This is a genomic window from Mesorhizobium sp. M0001 (genome assembly GCF_040324255.1).
Taxonomy (GTDB): Bacteria; Pseudomonadota; Alphaproteobacteria; order Rhizobiales; family Rhizobiaceae; genus Mesorhizobium.
On the sequence record NZ_JAMYVS010000002.1, the window covers coordinates 866,915 to 885,733 of the forward strand.

Sequence of the window (18,819 nt, forward strand, 5' to 3'; positions counted from 1 at the left end):
AAACCATGGGCCGCAACACAGTGCGGCCCATGGTGGTAGTTCCTCAGCCCACCGTTTCAGCCACCGAGCGGAAGAAATCCTCGGGGTCTTCGACTTCGGTCAGCTTCCGCTTGTCGACCAGCCAGAAGCGGTTGCCGACGGCGCGGATGAAGGAGCGGTCATGCGAGGCGAGCACACAGCTCGCCTGGTGCTTGAGCAGTTCCTCCTCCAGCGCTTCCTGGCCGTCAATGTCGAGATGGTTGGTCGGCTCGTCCAGCAGGTAGAAGTTGGGGTGGGTGAGCCTGAGCGCCAGCATCATCAGCCGCGCCTTCTGGCCGCCGGACAGCACACCGATCTTTTTCTCCTGCATCTCAATGACCACGCCGGCGCCGGCAAGCAGCGAGCGGGCGCGTTGCTCGCCGACATCGTAGCGGTGCGAGACCAGGGCCAGCGGCGTGTCGTCGCCACTGATGCCGGCCAGCGCCTGGTCGCTGTAGCCAAGCACCGTCGACGGCGTCACCTTGACGTTCGGCACCGTGTCCGGCTCGGCGATGGCGTTGCGGATCAGATCGACGAAACGCGACTTGCCGACGCCGTTGCGGCCGAGCAGCACGATGCGGTCGCCCTGGCAGATGTGGCGCTTGCCGGTCTTGAACAGCAGCGTGCCGTCCGGCGTTTCCACTGCGGCGTCATCCAGCGTAATCAGCACCTTGGCATGGGTGCCGCGGTTGGCCAGCCGGATCGCGCCGGCCGATTTCTCGCGATGCGCCGATACCGCGGCGTCTTCCAGCTTCTCCGCCCGTTCCCTGAGTTGCTTGGTCTTCACCGTCAAAAGGTCGCTGCCGGAATTGATGCCGATGTTGTTGAGCTTGGCGGCCTGCTTGCGCAGTTGCTGCGCCACCTTCATGTCTCGCTCGAACCGGCGCGCCGTCGAGGCGTCCAATTCGTCCAGGGCCTGCCGCGCCCTGGAATAGTGCAGTGCAAACACCGGCGAGTCCTCCGGGCGCAAGAACAGCGTGCGGTTGGTGACGGCATCGAGAAAGGCGCGGTCGTGACTGGCGATGACCACCGGCACTTCGCGCGGCAGGGCGTTCAGCCAGCTTTCCAGCTGGCTGATCTTAGCGAGGTCGAGATGATTGGTCGGCTCGTCGAGCAAAAGCACATCCGGATCGGTGACCCAGACGCGGGCGATCAGCGCCAGCCGCTGCCATCCGCCGCTCAGCGCCTGCATCGGCCGTTCGCGCATCGGCTCGGGCACGTCGAGCGAATCCAGCACCACGTCGACGCGCCACATCTCGCTGTCGGCCTGCTCGGCCGGCAAGGCATCGGCCACCACCTGATGGAAGCTGCGGCTGAGAAGGGCTGGCGGAACCGACTGCTCGACATGGCCGACACGCAGGCCGCGCGTGCGAGAAATGTCGCCCGAGGTCGGCTCCAGCGCGCCGGTCAGGCATTTAAGCAAGGTCGACTTGCCGCGGCCATTGGCGGCGACGATGCCGAGCCGGTCGCCGGCGCCGATGGTGAGGTCGAGATTGGAAAACAGCGGCGCACTCATGGTGACGCCGAGGGATTTGAGGCTGATCAGGGCCATTGCGATTTCTCTGGTCTTGCCGGAGACAACTCCGGATGCACTTTGACGGTGTGCTTGCCGGCCGTCAGGCTCAGCTTTGCGCACCACGAAGGGCAGACCAAAAAATCGAAACGGGAAAAAACCCGTGATGTCCCTGGTCAGCCCTGCAAGCGAACTCGCAGGGCCGAAATCGGGCCACGCTGACGATGGTGATCGATAGACACGCAGCCCTCCTTTCAAGACAAAACTTTGAGTGTGTGGAGCGATTACACCAAAGGCGGGGGTGGAGGCAAGTGGCGACGGATGCGGCGGTGGTGGAGCGCTCTTCCCTTCTCCCACAAGGGGAGAAGGAAAGAGGTGCTATTTCCCCGGCCGCCCCGTCTTGCCCGGCCGGCGCTTTTCGCGGCGGGCGTCGCCTGGGTCTTCGTAGGAGCCGATGCCGGCGCGCTGGCGAACGAATGGTTTTGGGGAATCGTCGCGTTCCTTCGCGCCCCCCTCTGCCCTGCCGGGCATCTCCCCCACTCGGGGGGAGATTGGCTGGGGCTTGGCCGGCACTTTCCCTTCGACCGGCTTTTCCGTGCGCCGCACGGTCATCTCGTCGAGCGAATTCTTCTTGAACAGTGGCTTGGTGGCGCCGCCCGGAATGCCGAAGTCGGAGCCGTGCGCTTCCTGCGCCGACTGTTTCTTGAACAGCGAGCGCGACACCGCGCCTGACGGTGTCGGCATGTCGGTACCAGGCCCCATATCGTCGATCGACGGCTTGGCAAACAGCGGTTTCTTCACCGGCACGGCGCCGTCGGCGCCCATTTCGTCGAGCGCCGGCTTGCGGAAGAGGTTGGACCGGGCAGCCCTGGCCGCCTCTTCGGCGGCACGTGCCTCATCGAACTTGCGGAACCGCTCCTGTTCCTCAGCCGTACGGTGCTTGGCCACGCCCTTGTTGTGCTTGCCCTTCTCGCGGCCCGAAACCGGGCTTTCCATGTCGGCATATTTGGCCAGCGGGTCTTCCGCGATCGACAGTTCCATTTCGCGCAGCCGCTTGATCTCGTCACGGATGCGGGCGGCCTTCTCGAAGTCGAGATTGGCGGCGGCGTCGCGCATCTGCTTTTCCATGGCGTCGAGATGAGCCTTGAGATTGTTGCCCATCATCGCACCGGCGCCGTCGGTGAACTGCGAGATATCGGCGCGGACATGGTCCTTCTCGTAGACCGAGTCCAGAATGTCGGAGATGCGCGACTTCACCGATTCCGGGGTGATGCCGTTGGCCGCGTTCCATTCCATCTGCTTTTCGCGGCGGCGGTTGGTCTCGGCCATCGCCCGCTCCATCGAGCCGGTGACCTGGTCGGCATAGAGGATGACCTTGCCGTCGACGTTGCGGGCGGCGCGACCGATGGTCTGGATCAGCGACGTCTCGGAGCGCAGGAAGCCCTCCTTGTCGGCGTCGAGGATGGCGACGAAACCGCATTCAGGAATGTCGAGGCCTTCGCGCAGCAGGTTGATGCCGACCAGCACGTCGAAAGCGCCGAGGCGGAGATCGCGCAGAATTTCGATGCGCTCCAGCGTGTCGATGTCGGAGTGCATGTAGCGAACGCGCACGCCTTGCTCATGCAAATATTCGGTCAGGTCTTCGGCCATGCGCTTGGTCAAAACGGTGACCAGCGTGCGGTAGCCGGCGGCCGTGGTGTCGCGGATTTCGCCGACGACATCGTCGACCTGGCTTTTCGCCGGGCGGACTTCGACCGGCGGATCGATCAGGCCGGTCGGGCGGATGACCTGCTCGGCGAACACGCCGCCGGCCTGTTCCATCTCCCAGGCGCCGGGTGTCGCAGAAACCGCGACGGAGAGCGGTCGCATGGCGTCCCATTCCTCGAAGCGCAGCGGACGGTTGTCCATGCAGGAGGGCAGGCGAAAACCATACTCCGCCAGCGTCGCCTTGCGCCGAAAGTCGCCACGATACATGCCGCCGATCTGCGGCACGGTGACGTGGCTTTCGTCGATGAAGACCAGCGCATTGTCGGGGATATATTCGAACAAAGTCGGCGGCGGATCGCCCGGCTGGCGTCCCGTGAGATAGCGCGAATAGTTCTCGATGCCGGCGCAGGAGCCGGTGGCTTCCAGCATCTCAAGATCGAAGCGGCAGCGCTGTTCGAGCCGCTGTGCCTCCAGCAGGCGGCCGGCGCGCTCGAGCTCGACCAGCCGGTGCTTGAGCTCCTCCTTGATCGACTTGATCGCCTGGTTGAGCGTTGGACGCGGCGTCACATAGTGCGAGTTGGCGTAGATCTTGACGCTCTTCAGCTCGCCGGTCTTCTGGCCTGTGAGCGGATCGAATTCGGTGATCGCCTCGATCTCGTCGCCGAACATCGAGATGCGCCAGGCGCGGTCTTCAAGGTGAGCCGGGAAGATTTCGATCGTGTCGCCGCGCACGCGGAACGAGCCGCGCACGAAATTGATGTCCTGGCGCTTGTACTGCTGGGCGACGAGATCCGCGAGCAGAGCCCGCTGGTCGAGCCGGTCGCCGATCTGCATCTGGAAGGTCATCGCCGTGTAGGTCTCGACCGAGCCGATACCGTAGATGCAGGACACCGAGGCGACGATGATGACGTCGTCGCGCTCGAGCAGCGAACGCGTCGCCGAATGGCGCATGCGGTCGATCTGCTCGTTGATCGAGGATTCCTTCTCGATGAAAGTGTCGGTGCGCGGAACGTAGGCTTCCGGTTGGTAGTAGTCGTAATAGGAGACGAAATACTCCACCGCATTGTCTGGGAAGAATTTCTTGAACTCGGAATAGAGCTGCGCGGCCAGCGTTTTGTTGGGCGCCAGGATCAAGGCAGGGCGCTGCGTCTGCTCGATCACCTTGGCCATGGTGAAGGTTTTGCCGGAGCCGGTGACGCCGAGCAGTACCTGGGTGCGGTCATTGTTATCGACGCCCTCGACAAGATCCTTGATGGCGGTCGGCTGGTCGCCGGCCGGCTCGAAATCCGACACCATCTTGATAGCGATGCCGCCTTCGGATTTTTCCGGGCGGGCAGGGCGGTGCGGCGTCCACAGCACGCCGTCCTTGTGCAGCGGGTTGCCGGATTCGATCAGCGCCGACAGCGCCGCGACCGTCGCGGTGACGCTGCCCGAGGCCATCGTCTCGGCGTCTTCCAGCGAGATGTCGAGACCGGCGACCGGGTTGAGGCCGGCGGCGGTGCGCTCGCGCGCCGTTGCCGCGCCACCCATCGAGGTCCCGCGCGAACTGCGGCCGGGCGCAGCGGACCGCTCCGGGATCTTCTTCGCGGACCTTGGTGATTTGCCATCGCCCTTACCGGTGAGACGGCCTTCCTTCTCGGCCTCCTGCTCGATCTGCTCGGCCCAGTCGGCAATCGAGCCGCTCAGCGGCGTGCCGGTGAAGTCAGCCTGCGGCGCCTCGGCGAAGCCACCCTTGTGCAAGGGCTCCGAAGCATCGAGGAAATCGGTCAACGGGCTGCGCCGCTTGGGCAGCGAAGCGCTGTTGTCACCCGCCGGAGACGGTGTCTTTTTCTCGGGAAGTTTGGCCATGCCCCAAATATGGGCAGAGTCCGCCAAAATGGAAAGAGTGCAGTGGCAAGGGACACTAAGCGGGTCGAAGCTCCTGACACAAGGGTGTCAGGAGCTGTGTCACGCAAAGCCGGGCCACCTGCTCAATTGAACCACAGCGCGAAGGTCAAAAACCCACCGCCACCGAACTGACGCTGGATCTGGTCGAACTCGCCGCTGGTCACGATCTCACCGCTCTCGAGGTAGGGCGCGATGGCCGGGCCGGTAATCGACAGCACGAGGTCGAAAGGCTTCGGTTCCTCGAAGAAACGCTTCATGTTGATGCCCTGGCCGGTGCTGGCCGTGATGCGGAAATGCGGCAGCAGCTTGCGGCCTTCCAAAAGGTCTTCGGCCATGGTCAGAGTGGCGAGCCAGGCCTCGACCTGCTCCTCGCCGACTTCGAGCCCGGTGAGCGGGTTCTCGCCCTTCTGCTGCGGTCCCGGCAGCCATTCGCGGTCATTGTCGGTCTCGGCGCGGATCGCCTTCCAGTCCTGGCGCGACAGCCGGATCATTTCGAGCAGATGGCGGCGCGCCGCTTGACGTCGCTCGGGCTCGACCACCGGCCAGTTGACGAGGTGAACCATGGAGATGAAATCCGCGATGCGCCATTCCGATGAGAAGATGCTGCTGCCCATGTCCCCGGCGGGAGGCACCAGAACGTCCTGCAGCGGCAGTTTGGCGTGCGGGAACAGCATGTGGAACGAGCCGTCGAACATGGTCCTGAAATCATGCGCCAGCCAGAAATCGGCCTGCGCCATCAGGAATTCGGCATAGCCCTGCAGCCAGAAACCGTCGGCCCGGTCGAAGCGGAATGTGAGCGAGGGAGCGGCGCCGTCCGACGAGATACCGCCGCGCGACAGCGAGGCCATGATCGCGGCCATGCTTTCATCCGGCGCGATGGCACCGTCTTCGTTGAGATCGATGCCGGCATGGGTGAGGTCGACGACCATGCCGATATCGGCATCGGCGGGTACCGAGCCCAGAGTGGCCGCGGATGTCTCCAGCCGGTCGCGGAAGGCGACCAGAATGGCGCGGAACTGCTCATAGGTCAGCGGTTCGGGATTGGGATTGTCCGGAATCGGCAGCCGCATCAGCGGCAGCATGAAGGATTGCGGGCTTTCGAACCCGTGGCGGTGCAGACCGCCGGCGAGGATTTCCAGCGCGGTGAAGAATTCGCCGGCGCCGGCGGCATAGGCTGACGCCGGATCGCCTTTCGCTGCAGACTCAAGCGTTGTGAGCGCACGGTTGCGCTCGGTCACCGTTTTGGCCTCGAACAAAGCGGTCGCTGCTTCGGGCGCGGCGGCGCGGGCCGAAGATAGCGGCATCAACAGGAGGAAGGCGGACGCCAGCAGGCCTGCAAAACGTGTCATCTCATCCCTCCACTATGCGATGCGCAGACATTACACGCATTTGGCGCCGTGTCTGCCGGCGGCAGTGTTTCAAGGACTGACGGTCGACACTCCCCGGGCAGACCGTCTACACAAGCTAACCGATTGGGCAAACGATTGGGCGTCGCGTGTCGAACTATCCGCTTTCCTACAAACTGTCATGGCTGCCGCGCTTCCTGAAGCCGTCGCTTGGCGGCGATGTCAGGGATTTTGCGCCGATCGCGGCGACGACACTCATCGATCCACCGCCAGGGCGGAAGGTGCGGCTGGCCTTTGTCGGCGATATTTCGGCGGTGGCCAACCATCGTGCGCCGGAGTGCGATCCGGCGATCGCAAAGCTCTTGGGCTCAGCCGATCTGGTGATCGGCAATTGCGAAAGTCCGGTCGTCGAGCGGCCGAGCGTGGCGTTTGGCACGCGGCTTGGCACTCACCATGCGATGAGCGAGCGGTTTCTTGCCGCGGCGCTTGCCGCCGTAGGCATCGCGCGCGAAAGGCTCGTGCTGTCGCTGGCCAACAACCATGTGCTCGACCAGGGCGTCGCCGGTTTCGACGAGACGGCTGCGGCGCTGAAGCGGCTTGGCATCCGCACCATCGGCACCGCGAAAGAAGGACCGGTCGAGCAGGTCAAGGCCGGGCCGCTGACGATCGGCTTTGCCGCCTTCACACTGTGGCGCAATGGCGACGCCGGGCCATTCACCGAGCTCGTCTCGATGCAGAGCGATCCGGCGGCATGGCCGAGAGGCGCGGCCGACAAGAACATCGATCTCACCTGTGCGGTGCCGCACTGGGACTGGGAGTTCCGGCATTTTCCGCAGCCGCAAACGCAAACGCTGGCGAGGTTGCTGGCCGGTCACGGCGTGGGGCTGATTGCCGGGCACCACGCCCATGTCGTGCAGCCGGTGCAATGGGTCGGCAAGACGCTCGTGGCTTACGGGCTTGGCGACTTCCTCGGCACGGCGCTGGCGCGGCAGCCCTGGCCCGGCCGCATCGCCGGCATTTTCGTCGTCGATGTCAGCGCCGATCTCGGCAAGCGCGGTGCGATCGCCGGCTACCGGATGCATCCCTTCATGCGGCTGCGCGCAGGCGGGCATGAGCGGCTGGTTCCGGTCGAGGCGCTGACTGGCCGGATGAAGGGCAAGGTCGAGGCCAGGCTGAAGGCGATCTTTGGCGACTGACAACTTTCCCGTTATCATAGGTATAATAGGACTTTGCGAGGGGGCGATGGAAGCAGCTGAGTTCATGCCTGATGAAGCGGTGGTCGCCGGCATCAGGAAGAATATCGAGATCTATGAGGCTGGACGGGCTTCGGCCTGCCGCCAGGTGCGCTGGCGGGTGCCGGTGTTTCTGGGGCTGCTGCTGGTTTTTGTCGTGCTGGTGGCCTGGCTGTTCAACAAGGTCGCCGACGTGAACGAGCAATGGTTCTCGACGCCGCATGTGTTCCTCTATGCCGGCGGTTTCTTCGCGGCGCTGCTGCTGTACTTCCTGGCGATCAGGCCGGCGACGCGGCTGCAGCAATCGTTCCGTGACACGCTGCTGCCGATCATCTTCGGCTTCATCAGGGATGTGCGCTATCAGCACAGCGTGACGCCAAATTCCTTCGACCGGCTGCCGCGCGCCGTGGTCGGCGCCTTCAACCGGCAGAGCTTCGACGACATCGTGTCAGGCCGCTACGAGGATTTTCCGTTCGAGCTCTACGAGGCGGAGTTGCGCCAAGGTTCGGGCAAGGGCTCGTCTACGGTCTTCAAGGGCGTCATCGTTGCGTTCGAGACGATCGCGCCGTTCCCCGGCATATTGGTTGCGACGCGCCGCAGCAACGCGGTGGTCGGTTTCTTCCGCGGCATCTTCGCCGGCAAGATGCAGGAACTGTCCAGCGGCGATCCGCTGCTCGACGGCGACTACGAATTTCGCACCGACAATGTCGCCGCCGCGCAGCCGCTGGTGAGCGGCCGGTTGGCGCAGGCGCTGAAATGGCTGCACGAGACATGGCGCGATGATCCGGCGCGGGTGGCACTTAATGGCAGCGATGGCTTCCTGCTCTTGCCGCAGCCGAAGAATTTCTTCGAACTGCCCGCCATTTCCGTGCCGCTCGATTACACCAAGCACATCGCGCCGATGATCGCCGATATGGGCGCGATCTTGGCGACGGCGGCGCTGGTGCGCAAGATCGGCGCGACGGATGGCGAGGCCTAAAGCGCCGCGCGTCGAAACGAATTCATGCGACGCGCTTCAGGTCTTGTTTTCATGCATATCGTTGCCCCAAAACGGCGGTCCTGTTTGGGCGCATGCATTAGCCAGGCTGCCGCGCGTCAGCAGGCGAAGCCGTAGTTCTGGCGATAATATTCGACGTCTTCTTGCGCCATCGTCTTGAACATCACGCAGACGGTGAAGCTGCCGACCTGGCGACCGTTTTTGGTGTAGCCCCAGTCGGAAATATCGTCCCGGTTAAATTCGAGTTCCTGGCCGGCCACGACATTGTGCACCGCTTGCGGCTCATTGGCCAATGTTCCTGCAAATCCGGTCGAGGTCTTGTGGAAGGGGATGATCCAGAAATGCTCCGAGGCGTCTCCGTCCCTGACCTCGACTTTCAATTTGTAGCTGGTTGTCCCGGCTGGCGGCGCATCCGACAAGGACAGGAATTCATCGAGGCTGGCGCGCGCCTGCGCAATGGCCGCCGCCATGTCCTGCGCATCGGCCGGAATCGGCGCCAACGCCAGCATCAGGGACAGCATGGTTCGAACTGCATGCTTCATGAAATGGCGCTCCTTCGTGTCGATGCCTGACACCATCATGCATCTATCTGGAGTTTTCAACGGCAGTGCGACAGCGTGGTATGGTCCGAACGGCAGGCCGCTCACAACCCGCTCGGCACCAGCCCTGCCAGCCAGTTCGCGGACCGCTTGGCAATGCCGACCGTTGCCGACGCGACGCGGCCGAGATCTGTCTTGACCACGGCGTAGCCGTTCCTGGTGCGGTAGAGCACGCCTGTTCCGCCATCGACCACTTGCTCGTAGGCGACGGGCCGTACCGCTGCTGCCTCCATGGCCGTCGTCAGGGAGCCGACGGGAACGCTCGGCCGATGGCTCAGTTCCGGCGGCAACAGGGTTTGGACATTCCGGCTGGCCGGCTTCAGTTCCGGGCGGGATGCGGCCGCCGCCAGTTGCGAAGAAGACGCCGACCCCTTGCTGCGGCAGATGCCAGAGACCAGCGGATAGTCGAAGTTCTTCTGGTGCAGCATCTGGCTTTTCATCGCCGCTTCGCAGTCGGCGATGGTCGCCCACTTCGCCGGCGTCTCGCCGATATATTCGCAAAGCTTGGCGTCGCAGTCGCAGCCGACAATGGTCATGGCGACAAGGGCGGTCTTGATCACGGTCTTGTCCTTCGGATTGCCCCCCGGCAGCCAGTCCTTCCATCGCGCGCGAACAAGGCGGGATTTTGGCCGCGATCACGCGATGAGCCGGGGGATGCGTTTTTCGGGTACGGCTCACTATAGGTGGATTTCGAGACACCCGGTAGCAGATAGGGCGGGGGCGTGATGCATTTGCAGGAAGAAGCCTGAATAAATCTTGTCGGCTATGGCCGCGACAACTGTTTCTTGGCCCGGTTTTCTACTACGATACTCACGGGGCGATACAACAATATAGGAGGGGGTTGTCATGGGAAGAATTGTCCGGTCCGCTGAGCCTGTGCCGAAAAGGGATTCAACGCTCGAGGGCGTTCCAGGCGATGCTCCGCTCGGCGTCGACGATGACAAGAAAGAAGATCAAGGATCGAAAGGCGGCGACGGCTATCTCGACCGGGTTGCGAAGTACGTGCCTGCCGAAGTCGTGGCATTTTTCATCTTCGTCAACTCCATCCTGGTCAATGCCACTGAGCAGCCGGTTGCCAAGGCGTTGACCGATGCGGTGGCGGAAGAGACCAAAGGCAATCCGGGGGACATTCCGGGTAAGGTGCAGGCAGCCATCTATAAGATTGAAATGGCCGGTATCAGCGTCTGGACCATTTCATGGATCATGTTGATCGTCGCGCTGGCGATGACGCCGGTGTATCTGAAATCGGTCAGCGATTCAGCCGACAATGCGGAGGCTCCGGGAGCCAACATCGTCATGTCGATGCTCGCCTTCCCATTCTGGGCCTATGCCGTCAACGCGCTGGCCCTCAGGCCATGGCATGACGGTGCGCTGGCCAGCATCATGCTCGCCACCTTCACGCTTATCAGCGGCGCCATACGGCCGGAATATATAAGCGCCGGCCTCAATTTGATCCCGGGCATCGGCCCGAAGAAGTAGCTTGGCCCACCGGGCAGGCCGCGGTGCAGGGCGCGTCTTCAGTCGGAGAGGTGTTCCAGCCTGGCGCCTGCTTCGAACAGCGCCGACAGCACGATGTGCAGTCTTGCGCACGGCGACGATCAGCCGGTGCGACGGGTGGCCGGATCGATCGGAACCGGTTGGCTGAACGGCGTGCGGGAGCCTTTGGGCGGAGCGAAGTCCGCCGCCGAAACACGGTGAGCATGATCGCGTCGTTGCCACCGATCTCGACGAAGGACACGCCTCTGTCGATCAGGCGCGGGATCATGTCGGTGAATTGCTGACCGCGCCTGGTGATGAAGTGGTGCCGTCAGCGCCGAAATCGCGTTCCAGCAAAGTATCGGCTTCTTCACGCGTCGCTTCGCCGACCGGACCTTGGCCCAAAAGACAGTCGGCGCCGGGATTTCTCCCAGCGCCTCCCTGTCAGATCAGGACACGGTCGCGGCAGCAACTTCCGCAAAGTCGTCGCGCCATGCCGGCCTTGATTTTGACGGTCCTGCCAGTCACCGCCCGAGGGCAGTGCCCGTTCCAGACCACGCCGTTCTCCACCCTTGCGAGCTTCGTTCGGCGCGCCATCGAAGGTTTTCGCCGTCCTTCATGGCAGCATCGGTCCGCCGTTGGCGTTCGCACGCTTTCCGCGGCCCCGTAGGTCTCGGCATCCGTCCCTCGAACAAGCAAGCCTGCTCTCGCTTCGGGCCGTACGGGCCTCAGGAAATCCGCCTTTTCGCTTTGCCTTTCGGCGTGGCGATCGGTAGCCGCCTGAGATGGTTAAACTTACGCGGGGTAAGGGTTTTGGGGAATGGGCGTGAGCCTGTGGATAACGGGATTATCGGGGATCGTTTGCCACAAAGCTCGGAATTTCGACTCCAGCTGCATTAGACAGCCCGCCCGCTTTTTGGCGCCTGATCGGCTGTGCCCCTTGCTCCGCCGGCTGGCGCGGGCTTCAATGCCGGCAAAGCATCGAGCCTATCGGCTCGGTGCGGGGAGGGTGCGCATTGAAAGTCGGGGTGGTGCTCAATCCTATTGCCGGCGGCGGCCGGCTGAAACGGCATTGGCCGGATGTCGCCGCATCGCTGAAAAAGCATTTCGGCGAATTCGAGCTGCGCGAGACGCAGGCCGAGGGCGACGCCGAAAGGCTGGCGCTCGACCTCGCGGCAAGCGGCTTCGAGCTGGTGATCGCGGCCGGCGGCGACGGCACCGCCAGCGAGGTGGCCGACGGATTGCTGCAGGCATTCGATGAGAGCGGCCGGACAACCGAACTTGCCTTGCTGCCTTGCGGCACCGGCATCGATTTCGCGCGCGGACTTGGCCTGCCGAAAGAGGTGGATGCGGCGTTGAAGCGGATCGCCGAAGCCAAGGCACGCAAGGTCGATGCCGGGCGCATCTGCTACATCGACGACCATGGCGCGCTGGCCAGCCGGCACTTCATCAATATCGCCAGCCTCGGCCTGTCCGGCGCCACGGACCGTGCGGTCAATGCCGACAAGCGCAAGGGCAGGATGTCGGCCAAGGCGCTGTTTTTCTGGCGCACCGTGGTCGAGTTCATCCGCTACCGCTTCCAGGACGTCAGGATCACCGTCGACGATGGCACCCCGGTCGAGGCGCGCATGGCGCTGGTGGCGGTCGCCAACGGAAAGTTCTTCGGCGGCGGCATGATGATCGCCCCGGACGCCGAACTCGCCGACGGCCAGTTCGACATCGTCATCCTGCGCGCGGCCGGCAAGCTGAAGCTGATCTGGGATATTCGGCTGCTCTATGGCGGCCGGCACCGCAACCATCCGGCCATCACCATATTGCGTGGCCGGAAAGTGGTGGTCGAACCTATCGGCGATGTCGAGAAGAACGGCGCGCTGGTCGACATAGATGGCGAGTCGCCGGGGCGTATACCCGCGACGTTTGAGATCCTGCCCGGAGCGCTGACACTGAGATATTGAATCAAGGCGTTGAGGGATTGATTCAGGTGGTTTGAGCGGCGATTCCGGCGAACCGGCCAAGGGCCTGAAATCGCAGGACATATTTACCCGGCTTAGCTTTCCAGCTTGGCTGGGAAACCGGGCGCGCGCAGATCCATGTCGACGGCATCCTCGAGCAGTTTGACGATCTGGGTCGACCAGGCGCCGCCGCCATATTCCTGTTTGCCCATCAGGAAAATCTCACTCACAAGCGGCGCCAGTTGGAGTGGCAGTCTGAACTCCCTGCCCATCGCAAGCGCAAAGCCGAGGTCCTTCAGTGCCAGGTCCATGGTGAAGCCAATGTCGTAGGAGCCGTTGAGGATGAGCTGGCTTTCGGTCTCATGGACGAAGCTGTTGCCGGAGGAGGCGACGATGGCGTGGTAGGATTGCGCGAGGTCGAGGCCGCCTTGCTTGGCCAACATCAGCGCCTCGCCGGCGGCGACGAGATGGATGAAGGCCAGCATGTTGGTGATGACCTTGATCACCGCCGCCGAGCCGACCGGACCCATCAGGAACGACTTTGCGCACATCGCTTCGATGGCGGGACGATGGCGCTCGTAAAGCGCAGCATCGCCGCCGACAAGCGCGGTGATCTTTCCGACCGCGGCCAGATGCACGCCGCCGGTGACCGGGCACTCCAGCGTCTCGATGCCTTTGGCCGCGGCGAGGGCGGCGAGGCGCAGGATCTCGTCGCGGCCGTTGGTCGACATCTCGATCCAGGAGCCGCCCCTGGGCAGACCCTCGAGCAGGCCGCCGGCATTCGCCAGCACCGCTTCGCTGACCTTGGGCGAGGGCAGGCAAGTAATGGCATTGCCGGCCTGTGCCGCCGCTTCGGCCGGGCTGGTCGCGGCCGTGGCGCCGAGCGCCACGAGGCGCTCGACGGCGGCGGGGTCGCGGTCGAAGACGATGACGACAAAGCCATTGCGGAGCAGGCTGGCGGCAAGGTTGGCGCCAAGGTGGCCAAGGCCGACGAAGGCGTAGTTTTCGCGCGTGCTCACGGCATCAACGGCGTCTGCATCATCTGCAGATGCAAATCCTTGCCGGTGTAGGGATGGGCATCGCAGACCGCCTCGTTCAGCTCGACACCAAGGCCGGGCTCTCTCGAAGGGATGACATTGCCGTCCTGCCACTCGATCTTCTTTTTCAACAGCGTGGCATGGAAACCATCCCACTGCTTCAACGATTCCAGGATGAGGAAGTTGGGCAAGGTCACCGCCAGCTGGATGTTGGCGGCGCCAACGATCGGCCCACAATAGCAGTGCGGCGCGATCTGGATGTGGTAGGCCTCGGCCATGGCGGCGATCTTCTTGGTTTCGAGAATGCCGCCGGAACGGCCAAGGTCCGGTTGCAGGATGGTGGCGGCGCGGTTCTCGATGATTCGGGCGAATTCGAACTTGGTCGTTAGCCGCTCGCCGGTGGCGATCGGGATCGACGTGCCTCGCGCCACCTGAGCCATCACTTCGGGCATGTCGGGCGGCACCGGCTCTTCGAACCACAAGGGATCGTAGGGCTCGATGGCGCGTGCCATGCGCAGCGCACCCGACGCGGTGAACTGGCCATGCGTGCCGAACAGAATATCGGCGCGGGTGCCGACCGCTTCGCGGATCGCCTTGACCATGCGGGTGGAGACATCGATGTCGATCAGGCGCGGCTGGTGGCCGTCGAAGGCGGTGTAGGGGCCTGCCGGGTCGAGCTTGACGGCGTTGAACCCCTGCTCGACATATTCGAGCGCGCAGGCCGCCGCCAGTTCAGGGTCGTTATAGACGTTCCTGCCGTCCGGCGCATCCTCCGAATGGACGCTGCCGGTGTGCGGATAGAGATAGGTGTAGGAGCGCAGCGTCTCGTGCACCTGGCCGCCGAGCAGTTTGTAGACCGGCTTGTCGGCTTCCTTGCCGACAATGTCCCAGCAGGCCATTTCCAGCGCCGAGAAACAGCCCATGCCGGTAACGTCGGGGCGCTGGGTAAATCCTGAGGAATAGGCGCGGCGGAAGAAGGTCTCGATGTCATGCGGATCGTGGCCGATCAGGTAACGCTCGGCCATGTCCTCGACCAGCTTCGCTGTTATGTGAGCCGAGAAGGTGGCGTTGTAGGCCTCGCCGTAACCGACGACGCCGCCATCGGTGGTCAGCTTGACGAAGATGAAATACTTGCCGCCGATGCCGGGCGGCGGGTTGCCGACTACCCAGGTCTTGACGTCGGTGATGTTCATTTTTGGTCCTCCAGAACCAGTTCGGCGCCCTTCCATCCGGTCATGACCGAGGCGGCGTTGGTGTTGCCGGTGATGTTGGCGGGAAAGATCGAGGCGTCGATGACACGCAGACCTTCGAGCCCGTGCACTTTCAGGCGCGGGTCGACGACGGCGGCCCCGGCGTCCGGCCCCATGCGGCAGGTCGAGACCGGGTGATAGACGGTGCCTGAGCGCTTCCTGAAATCCTGGATCAGGTCGGCATCCGATTGGATCGATGGGCCCGGCAAAACCTCCTCAGTGATGATCTCGGCCATGGCGGGCATCGAGGCGATCTTGCGCACGAATTTCACCGCCGCCAGCATCTCGTCGACATCGGCGTTGGTGGAATAGGCGTTGGCGACGATCCTGGGATAGTCCAGCGGATTGCTGGAGCGGATCATGATCTCGCCGCGGCTGGACGGGCGGCAGTTGGAGAGGCCGATGGAAAAGCCCGGCCACGGATCTGGCGTCAGGATCGGCCGCTCGCCGCTCTTCGGAATGACGGTCGAGAAAGCCTGGAAATAAAGCTGCATGTTGGGGCGCGAAAACGCCGGGTCGGTTCGGAAGAAGCCGCCGCCATGGTTCATCGACAGCGACAGCGGGCCGGAGCGGGTGAGGATGTACTGCATGCCGACCAGCAGCTTGCCCCACCAGGGCCGCAGGATTTGATTGAGCGTCGGCACGTTTCCCTTGAAGGTATAGTTGATGCCGACATGGTCCTGCAGATGCGCGCCGACATTTTCGTTGGCGTGGACGACCGGGATGCCAAGCCCCTTGAGCAGTGACGAGGGGCCGACGCCGGAAAGTTGCAAGAGCTGCGGCGAGTTGATCGAGCCGGCGGACAGGATGACTTCGCGGCCGGCCCGCGCCGTCTTGGTCTCGCCGTTCTGCAGATATTCGATGCCGACGGCTCGCTTGCCCTCGAACAGGATCCTGCTCGCCAGCGCATTCGTCTCGACGCGGACGTTTTTGCGCTTCATCGCGGGGCGCAGGAAGGCGCGCACGGCCGACATGCGGCGGCCGTTTTTGGTGGAGATCTGGTAGGTGCCGACGCCTTCCTGGGCGGCACCGTTGAAGTCGGGGTTGAGCGGCAGCCCGGCTTGCTGGCCGGCGGCGAGGTAGCGCCTGGTCAGCGGATGGACGGCGTTCGTCGTGTCGGTGATATGCAGCGGCCCGCCGGTGCCGCGCCATCTATCGGCGCCGGCCTCATTGTCCTCAAGCGCCTTGAAGCCCGGCAACAGATCGTCATAACCCCAACCGGGATTGCCGGCATCGCGCCAGTCATCAAAATCCTCGCGCGCGCCTCGGATCCAGACCATGGCGTTGATCGAGCTTGAGCCGCCAAGCAGCTTGCCGCGCGGCCAATGGTCGACATTGCCGGCAAGGCCGGGGTCCGGCTCGGGCTTGTAGTTCCAGTTGACCGCGGGGTCGAAGAAAGTCTTGCCGTAGCCAAGCGGCATCTGGACATAGAAGCGGCGGTCGCTGCCGCCGGCTTCCAGCACTAGCACGGAGTAACGGCCGGAAGCCGACAGCCTGTCGGCGAGAACCGAGCCGGCTGAGCCGGAGCCGACGATGATGAAGTCATAGGTCTGCATGATTGGTGTTGGCGGCTCCGCAAAACTGGCTGCAGCCTATCCGCGGCAGGCTTCCGAAGTCGCGGTGCCTTCCGGCATGCGTTGTGAAAAATGCGACCGTGAGACGCCTGGCCGGAAAAGCTGCCATGGAACCGACATTGCGCCGGGAGCCTCGCCCGTCGCGTTGACCTCTTGGGTCCATGACGCTAGGGGATCGAGGGCAATCGTTTCAGGGGATCCGGCAGATGGTGCATTACGCGGACGGACGGCCGATCGGCGATCTGACCTTGCGTACGCTCGCCATGCCGGCCGATGCAAATGCGGCCGGCGACATCTTTGGCGGTTGGGTGATGGCGCAGATGGATCTTGCCTGCGGCATCCGTGCGGCCGAGCGGGCCAAGGGCCGCGTGGTGACGGCGGCGGTCAAGGAAATGTCCTTCGCCAAGGCGATGAAGATCGGCGACACGCTGTGCATCTACACCCATGTCGAGCGCGTCGGCCGCACCTCCATGACGCTCAAGGTCGAGGCCTGGGCGCAACGCTACCTCTCCGACCTGATGGAGAAGGTCACCCACGCCGATTTCGTCATGGTGGCGCTGGATAGCGACGGCAAGCCGAAGCCGATTCCAACCGAAAGTTGACATCGTCGATTCTGCCAAGCTTGCGCTTATGTAACATCCCCCGCGCGGGCGATGCGCTGCGCGACATCCAATGGTTGCCTTCACATCCGATTCTGCGGGCGGCGGAGGGAAGACAATGCGTCAACACATGCTGAACGGCTGGCTCGTGGCGGCCCTCGTCGCGGTGATCTGCCTGCTTGGCACGACCGCTTATACCGAGATCAGGAAAGAGCTTCCAAGCGTTGCCTGCACGCACGACCGGACCGTTGGCAACGAGCGGACCGCCCAGCGGTCTGCAAGGGTAGAGACGTGCGGCGCAGTGTGTTGCAGCAACCCTGCGTCAAAGGCCTGAGGGCCCGTCAGCGGAAGACCTCGTCAGCCTCAAAATGATGATGCGCCGGCGAACGAAACGCTGCAGCTATGTCGCCATGGCGTGACCAACGATGCAAGGGCGGATCCAGTTAAACCCGGCTACGAGTCGTCGACGGCAAAATCCGTAAACCTTTGCTGGGCAACGGTTTTCAGGCGTGCACGCCATCGAATCTTTCGCGCGCCGCCTGGACCCGAACGGTGTTCTTGCGTGCCCATTCGCCGAGCGCGCCAACCGGGACCAGCAGCTCATGGCCGAGCTCCGTCAGCTCATAGTCAACGCGTGGCGGGATGGTCGGGAACACGGTTCGGGTGACGAAGCCGTCGCGCTCAAGACCGCGCAAGGTGGTGGTCAGCATCTTCTGTGAAATGCCGCCGACAGCGGCGCGTAACTCATTGAAACGCAGCGGTCCGGCGCCGAGTTTGCCGACAACCAGAACGGTCCATTTGTCGCCGACGCGCTGCAGTATTTCCGAGACCGCTCGGCAGTCTTCGGTGTTGTGCGGGTGCCTCAGTAACATAACGGTGCCTCCTTGCGCTGCCATTTGTCAGTATCTCATATAGCGCCGGTATCCAGACGATACCAGCTTCTGCATATATGGAGAGCCCCATGTCCAAGCCCAAAATTGCCATTGTCGTCGGTTCGACACGCGCCGCGCGTTTCGCCGATGTGCCCGCCCAGTGGATCGCCAAGATCGCGAAATCTCATGCCGACATCGACGTCGAGACCGTCGACCTGCGCGACTGGCCGCTGCCCTTCTTCGACGAGGTCGCCTCGTCCGCCTGGGCGCCATCGCAGAACGAAGTTGCCCAGCGCTGGCAGAAGAAGGTCGCCGAATTCGACGGCTTCATCTTCACCGCCGCCGAATACAACCATGGCCCGACGGCCGTGCTGAAGAACGCCATCGATTACGCCGCCAATGAATGGAACAAGAAGCCGGCCGGTTTCGTCGGCTATGGCAGCGTCGGCGGCTCGCGCGCTGTCGAACATTTGCGCCTTGCCGCGGTCGAATTGCAGATGGCGCCGGTCAAATCCGCCGTTCACATTGCCTGGAGCGATTTCCTGGCGGTGCGCCAGGGCGAGAAGAAGCTCGAGGAGATCGAGCATCTGAACCAGGCTGCCACGGCGCTGGTCAACGACGTTGCCTGGTGGGCCCGCGTGCTCAAGGCAGCGCGTCAGGCCGACGCGATTGCCGGCGAAGCCCAGGCGGCCTGAGCCTTATCCTCCCAAGGACCGATGATTTTTCCAAAGGGCGGCGTTTGCGCTGCCCTTTTTCATTT

At 63.5% G+C, this 18,819-nt stretch carries 15 protein-coding genes; 6 read left to right on the forward strand and 9 right to left on the reverse strand.

Annotated features, from left to right (window positions below; translation table 11 throughout):
- Nucleotides 1–43 precede the first annotated feature (43 nt).
- The 3 genes from NKK50_RS09175 to NKK50_RS09185 all read right to left on the reverse strand — a co-directional run bounded on the left by NKK50_RS09175 (nucleotide 44) and on the right by NKK50_RS09185 (nucleotide 6,474).
- Nucleotides 44–1,570 (reverse strand): ABC-F family ATP-binding cassette domain-containing protein, encoded by a 1,527-nt coding sequence (locus NKK50_RS09175; RefSeq protein WP_023833509.1) that lies wholly within the window; start codon nucleotides 1,568–1,570, stop codon nucleotides 44–46.
- A gap of 339 nt (nucleotides 1,571–1,909) precedes the next feature.
- The gene (gene uvrB, locus NKK50_RS09180) at nucleotides 1,910–5,086 is read right to left on the reverse strand and encodes an excinuclease ABC subunit UvrB (RefSeq protein ID WP_023744307.1); all 3,177 of its coding nucleotides are present in this window, start codon (nucleotides 5,084–5,086) and stop codon (nucleotides 1,910–1,912) included.
- Between the two features lie 122 nt (nucleotides 5,087–5,208).
- The gene (locus NKK50_RS09185) at nucleotides 5,209–6,474 is read right to left on the reverse strand and encodes a hypothetical protein (RefSeq protein WP_023744308.1); all 1,266 of its coding nucleotides are present in this window, start codon (nucleotides 6,472–6,474) and stop codon (nucleotides 5,209–5,211) included.
- Nucleotides 6,475–6,620: 146 nt separating this feature from the next.
- Here NKK50_RS09185 and NKK50_RS09190 point away from each other — a divergent pair, with 146 nt between their 5' ends.
- The gene (locus NKK50_RS09190; protein WP_023744309.1) at nucleotides 6,621–7,667 is read left to right on the forward strand and encodes a CapA family protein; all 1,047 of its coding nucleotides are present in this window, start codon (nucleotides 6,621–6,623) and stop codon (nucleotides 7,665–7,667) included.
- A gap of 46 nt (nucleotides 7,668–7,713) precedes the next feature.
- Nucleotides 7,714–8,682 carry a hypothetical protein gene (locus tag NKK50_RS09195; protein WP_352543272.1) on the forward strand — a complete coding sequence of 323 codons (969 nt, stop codon included), beginning with the start codon at nucleotides 7,714–7,716 and terminating at the stop codon, nucleotides 8,680–8,682.
- Between the two features lie 116 nt (nucleotides 8,683–8,798).
- On the opposite strand, the gene NKK50_RS09200 is transcribed toward NKK50_RS09195, so the two are convergent.
- Together NKK50_RS09200 and NKK50_RS09205 are read right to left on the reverse strand one after the other, a co-directional pair.
- Nucleotides 8,799–9,242 (reverse strand): DUF2314 domain-containing protein, encoded by a 444-nt coding sequence (locus tag NKK50_RS09200; RefSeq protein WP_352543273.1) that lies wholly within the window; start codon nucleotides 9,240–9,242, stop codon nucleotides 8,799–8,801.
- A 101-nt stretch (nucleotides 9,243–9,343) separates the two neighbouring features.
- Nucleotides 9,344–9,859 carry a hypothetical protein gene (locus tag NKK50_RS09205; RefSeq protein ID WP_352543274.1) on the reverse strand — a complete coding sequence of 172 codons (516 nt, stop codon included), beginning with the start codon at nucleotides 9,857–9,859 and terminating at the stop codon, nucleotides 9,344–9,346.
- Nucleotides 9,860–10,145: 286 nt separating this feature from the next.
- Between NKK50_RS09205 and NKK50_RS09210 the strand changes: the two genes are divergently transcribed.
- On the forward strand, nucleotides 10,146–10,778 hold the full coding sequence (locus NKK50_RS09210; protein WP_352543275.1) for a hypothetical protein: 633 nt from the start codon (nucleotides 10,146–10,148) through the stop codon (nucleotides 10,776–10,778).
- Between the two features lie 1,013 nt (nucleotides 10,779–11,791).
- Nucleotides 11,792–12,730, forward strand: coding sequence for a diacylglycerol/lipid kinase family protein (locus tag NKK50_RS09215; protein WP_352543276.1), 939 nt, complete (start codon nucleotides 11,792–11,794; stop codon nucleotides 12,728–12,730).
- 92 nt (nucleotides 12,731–12,822) lie between these two features.
- Here the strand turns inward: NKK50_RS09215 and NKK50_RS09220 are convergent, their stop codons facing one another.
- The 3 genes from NKK50_RS09220 to NKK50_RS09230 are packed head-to-tail and all read right to left on the reverse strand — an operon-like array spanning nucleotide 12,823 to nucleotide 16,570.
- Nucleotides 12,823–13,746 carry an NAD(P)-dependent oxidoreductase gene (locus NKK50_RS09220; RefSeq protein WP_352543277.1) on the reverse strand — a complete coding sequence of 308 codons (924 nt, stop codon included), beginning with the start codon at nucleotides 13,744–13,746 and terminating at the stop codon, nucleotides 12,823–12,825.
- Nucleotides 13,743–14,957 (reverse strand): mandelate racemase/muconate lactonizing enzyme family protein, encoded by a 1,215-nt coding sequence (locus NKK50_RS09225; RefSeq protein ID WP_352543278.1) that lies wholly within the window; start codon nucleotides 14,955–14,957, stop codon nucleotides 13,743–13,745. The genes NKK50_RS09220 and NKK50_RS09225 overlap by 4 nt, the downstream gene beginning before the upstream one ends.
- Entirely contained in the window at nucleotides 14,954–16,570 is a 1,617-nt protein-coding gene (locus NKK50_RS09230) for a GMC family oxidoreductase (protein ID WP_023724935.1), read from the reverse strand. The genes NKK50_RS09225 and NKK50_RS09230 overlap by 4 nt, the downstream gene beginning before the upstream one ends.
- A 224-nt stretch (nucleotides 16,571–16,794) precedes the next feature.
- On the opposite strand from NKK50_RS09230, the gene NKK50_RS09235 reads away from it, so the two are divergent.
- A complete protein-coding gene (locus tag NKK50_RS09235) occupies nucleotides 16,795–17,190 on the forward strand; it encodes an acyl-CoA thioesterase (protein WP_023671995.1) in 396 nt (131 codons plus the stop codon).
- A 500-nt stretch (nucleotides 17,191–17,690) separates the two neighbouring features.
- Here the strand turns inward: NKK50_RS09235 and NKK50_RS09240 are convergent, their stop codons facing one another.
- Nucleotides 17,691–18,059: a winged helix-turn-helix transcriptional regulator gene (locus tag NKK50_RS09240; protein ID WP_352543279.1), complete on the reverse strand. Its 369-nt coding sequence runs from the start codon at nucleotides 18,057–18,059 to the stop codon at nucleotides 17,691–17,693.
- Nucleotides 18,060–18,148: 89 nt separating this feature from the next.
- Here NKK50_RS09240 and NKK50_RS09245 point away from each other — a divergent pair, with 89 nt between their 5' ends.
- Complete coding sequence (locus NKK50_RS09245; protein WP_023671992.1) at nucleotides 18,149–18,754, forward strand: NADPH-dependent FMN reductase; 606 nt, start codon at nucleotides 18,149–18,151, stop codon at nucleotides 18,752–18,754.
- Nucleotides 18,755–18,819 lie beyond the last annotated feature (65 nt).

What these genes read in the sequence shown, in the direction of transcription:
- NKK50_RS09230 (WP_023724935.1), bottom strand. Translation starts at nt 16,570, where the DNA reads ATGCAGACCTATGACTTCATCATCGTCGGCTCCGGCTCAGCCGGCTCG.
- NKK50_RS09175 (WP_023833509.1), bottom strand. Translation starts at nt 1,570, where the DNA reads ATGGCCCTGATCAGCCTCAAATCCCTCGGCGTCACCATGAGTGCGCCG.
- NKK50_RS09210 (WP_352543275.1), top strand. Translation starts at nt 10,146, where the DNA reads ATGGGAAGAATTGTCCGGTCCGCTGAGCCTGTGCCGAAAAGGGATTCA.
- NKK50_RS09235 (WP_023671995.1), top strand. Translation starts at nt 16,795, where the DNA reads ATGGTGCATTACGCGGACGGACGGCCGATCGGCGATCTGACCTTGCGT.
- NKK50_RS09195 (WP_352543272.1), top strand. Translation starts at nt 7,714, where the DNA reads ATGGAAGCAGCTGAGTTCATGCCTGATGAAGCGGTGGTCGCCGGCATC.
- NKK50_RS09185 (WP_023744308.1), bottom strand. Translation starts at nt 6,474, where the DNA reads ATGACACGTTTTGCAGGCCTGCTGGCGTCCGCCTTCCTCCTGTTGATG.
- NKK50_RS09245 (WP_023671992.1), top strand. Translation starts at nt 18,149, where the DNA reads ATGTCCAAGCCCAAAATTGCCATTGTCGTCGGTTCGACACGCGCCGCG.
- NKK50_RS09240 (WP_352543279.1), bottom strand. Translation starts at nt 18,059, where the DNA reads ATGTTACTGAGGCACCCGCACAACACCGAAGACTGCCGAGCGGTCTCG.
- NKK50_RS09225 (WP_352543278.1), bottom strand. Translation starts at nt 14,957, where the DNA reads ATGAACATCACCGACGTCAAGACCTGGGTAGTCGGCAACCCGCCGCCC.
- uvrB (WP_023744307.1), bottom strand. Translation starts at nt 5,086, where the DNA reads ATGGCCAAACTTCCCGAGAAAAAGACACCGTCTCCGGCGGGTGACAAC.
- NKK50_RS09200 (WP_352543273.1), bottom strand. Translation starts at nt 9,242, where the DNA reads ATGAAGCATGCAGTTCGAACCATGCTGTCCCTGATGCTGGCGTTGGCG.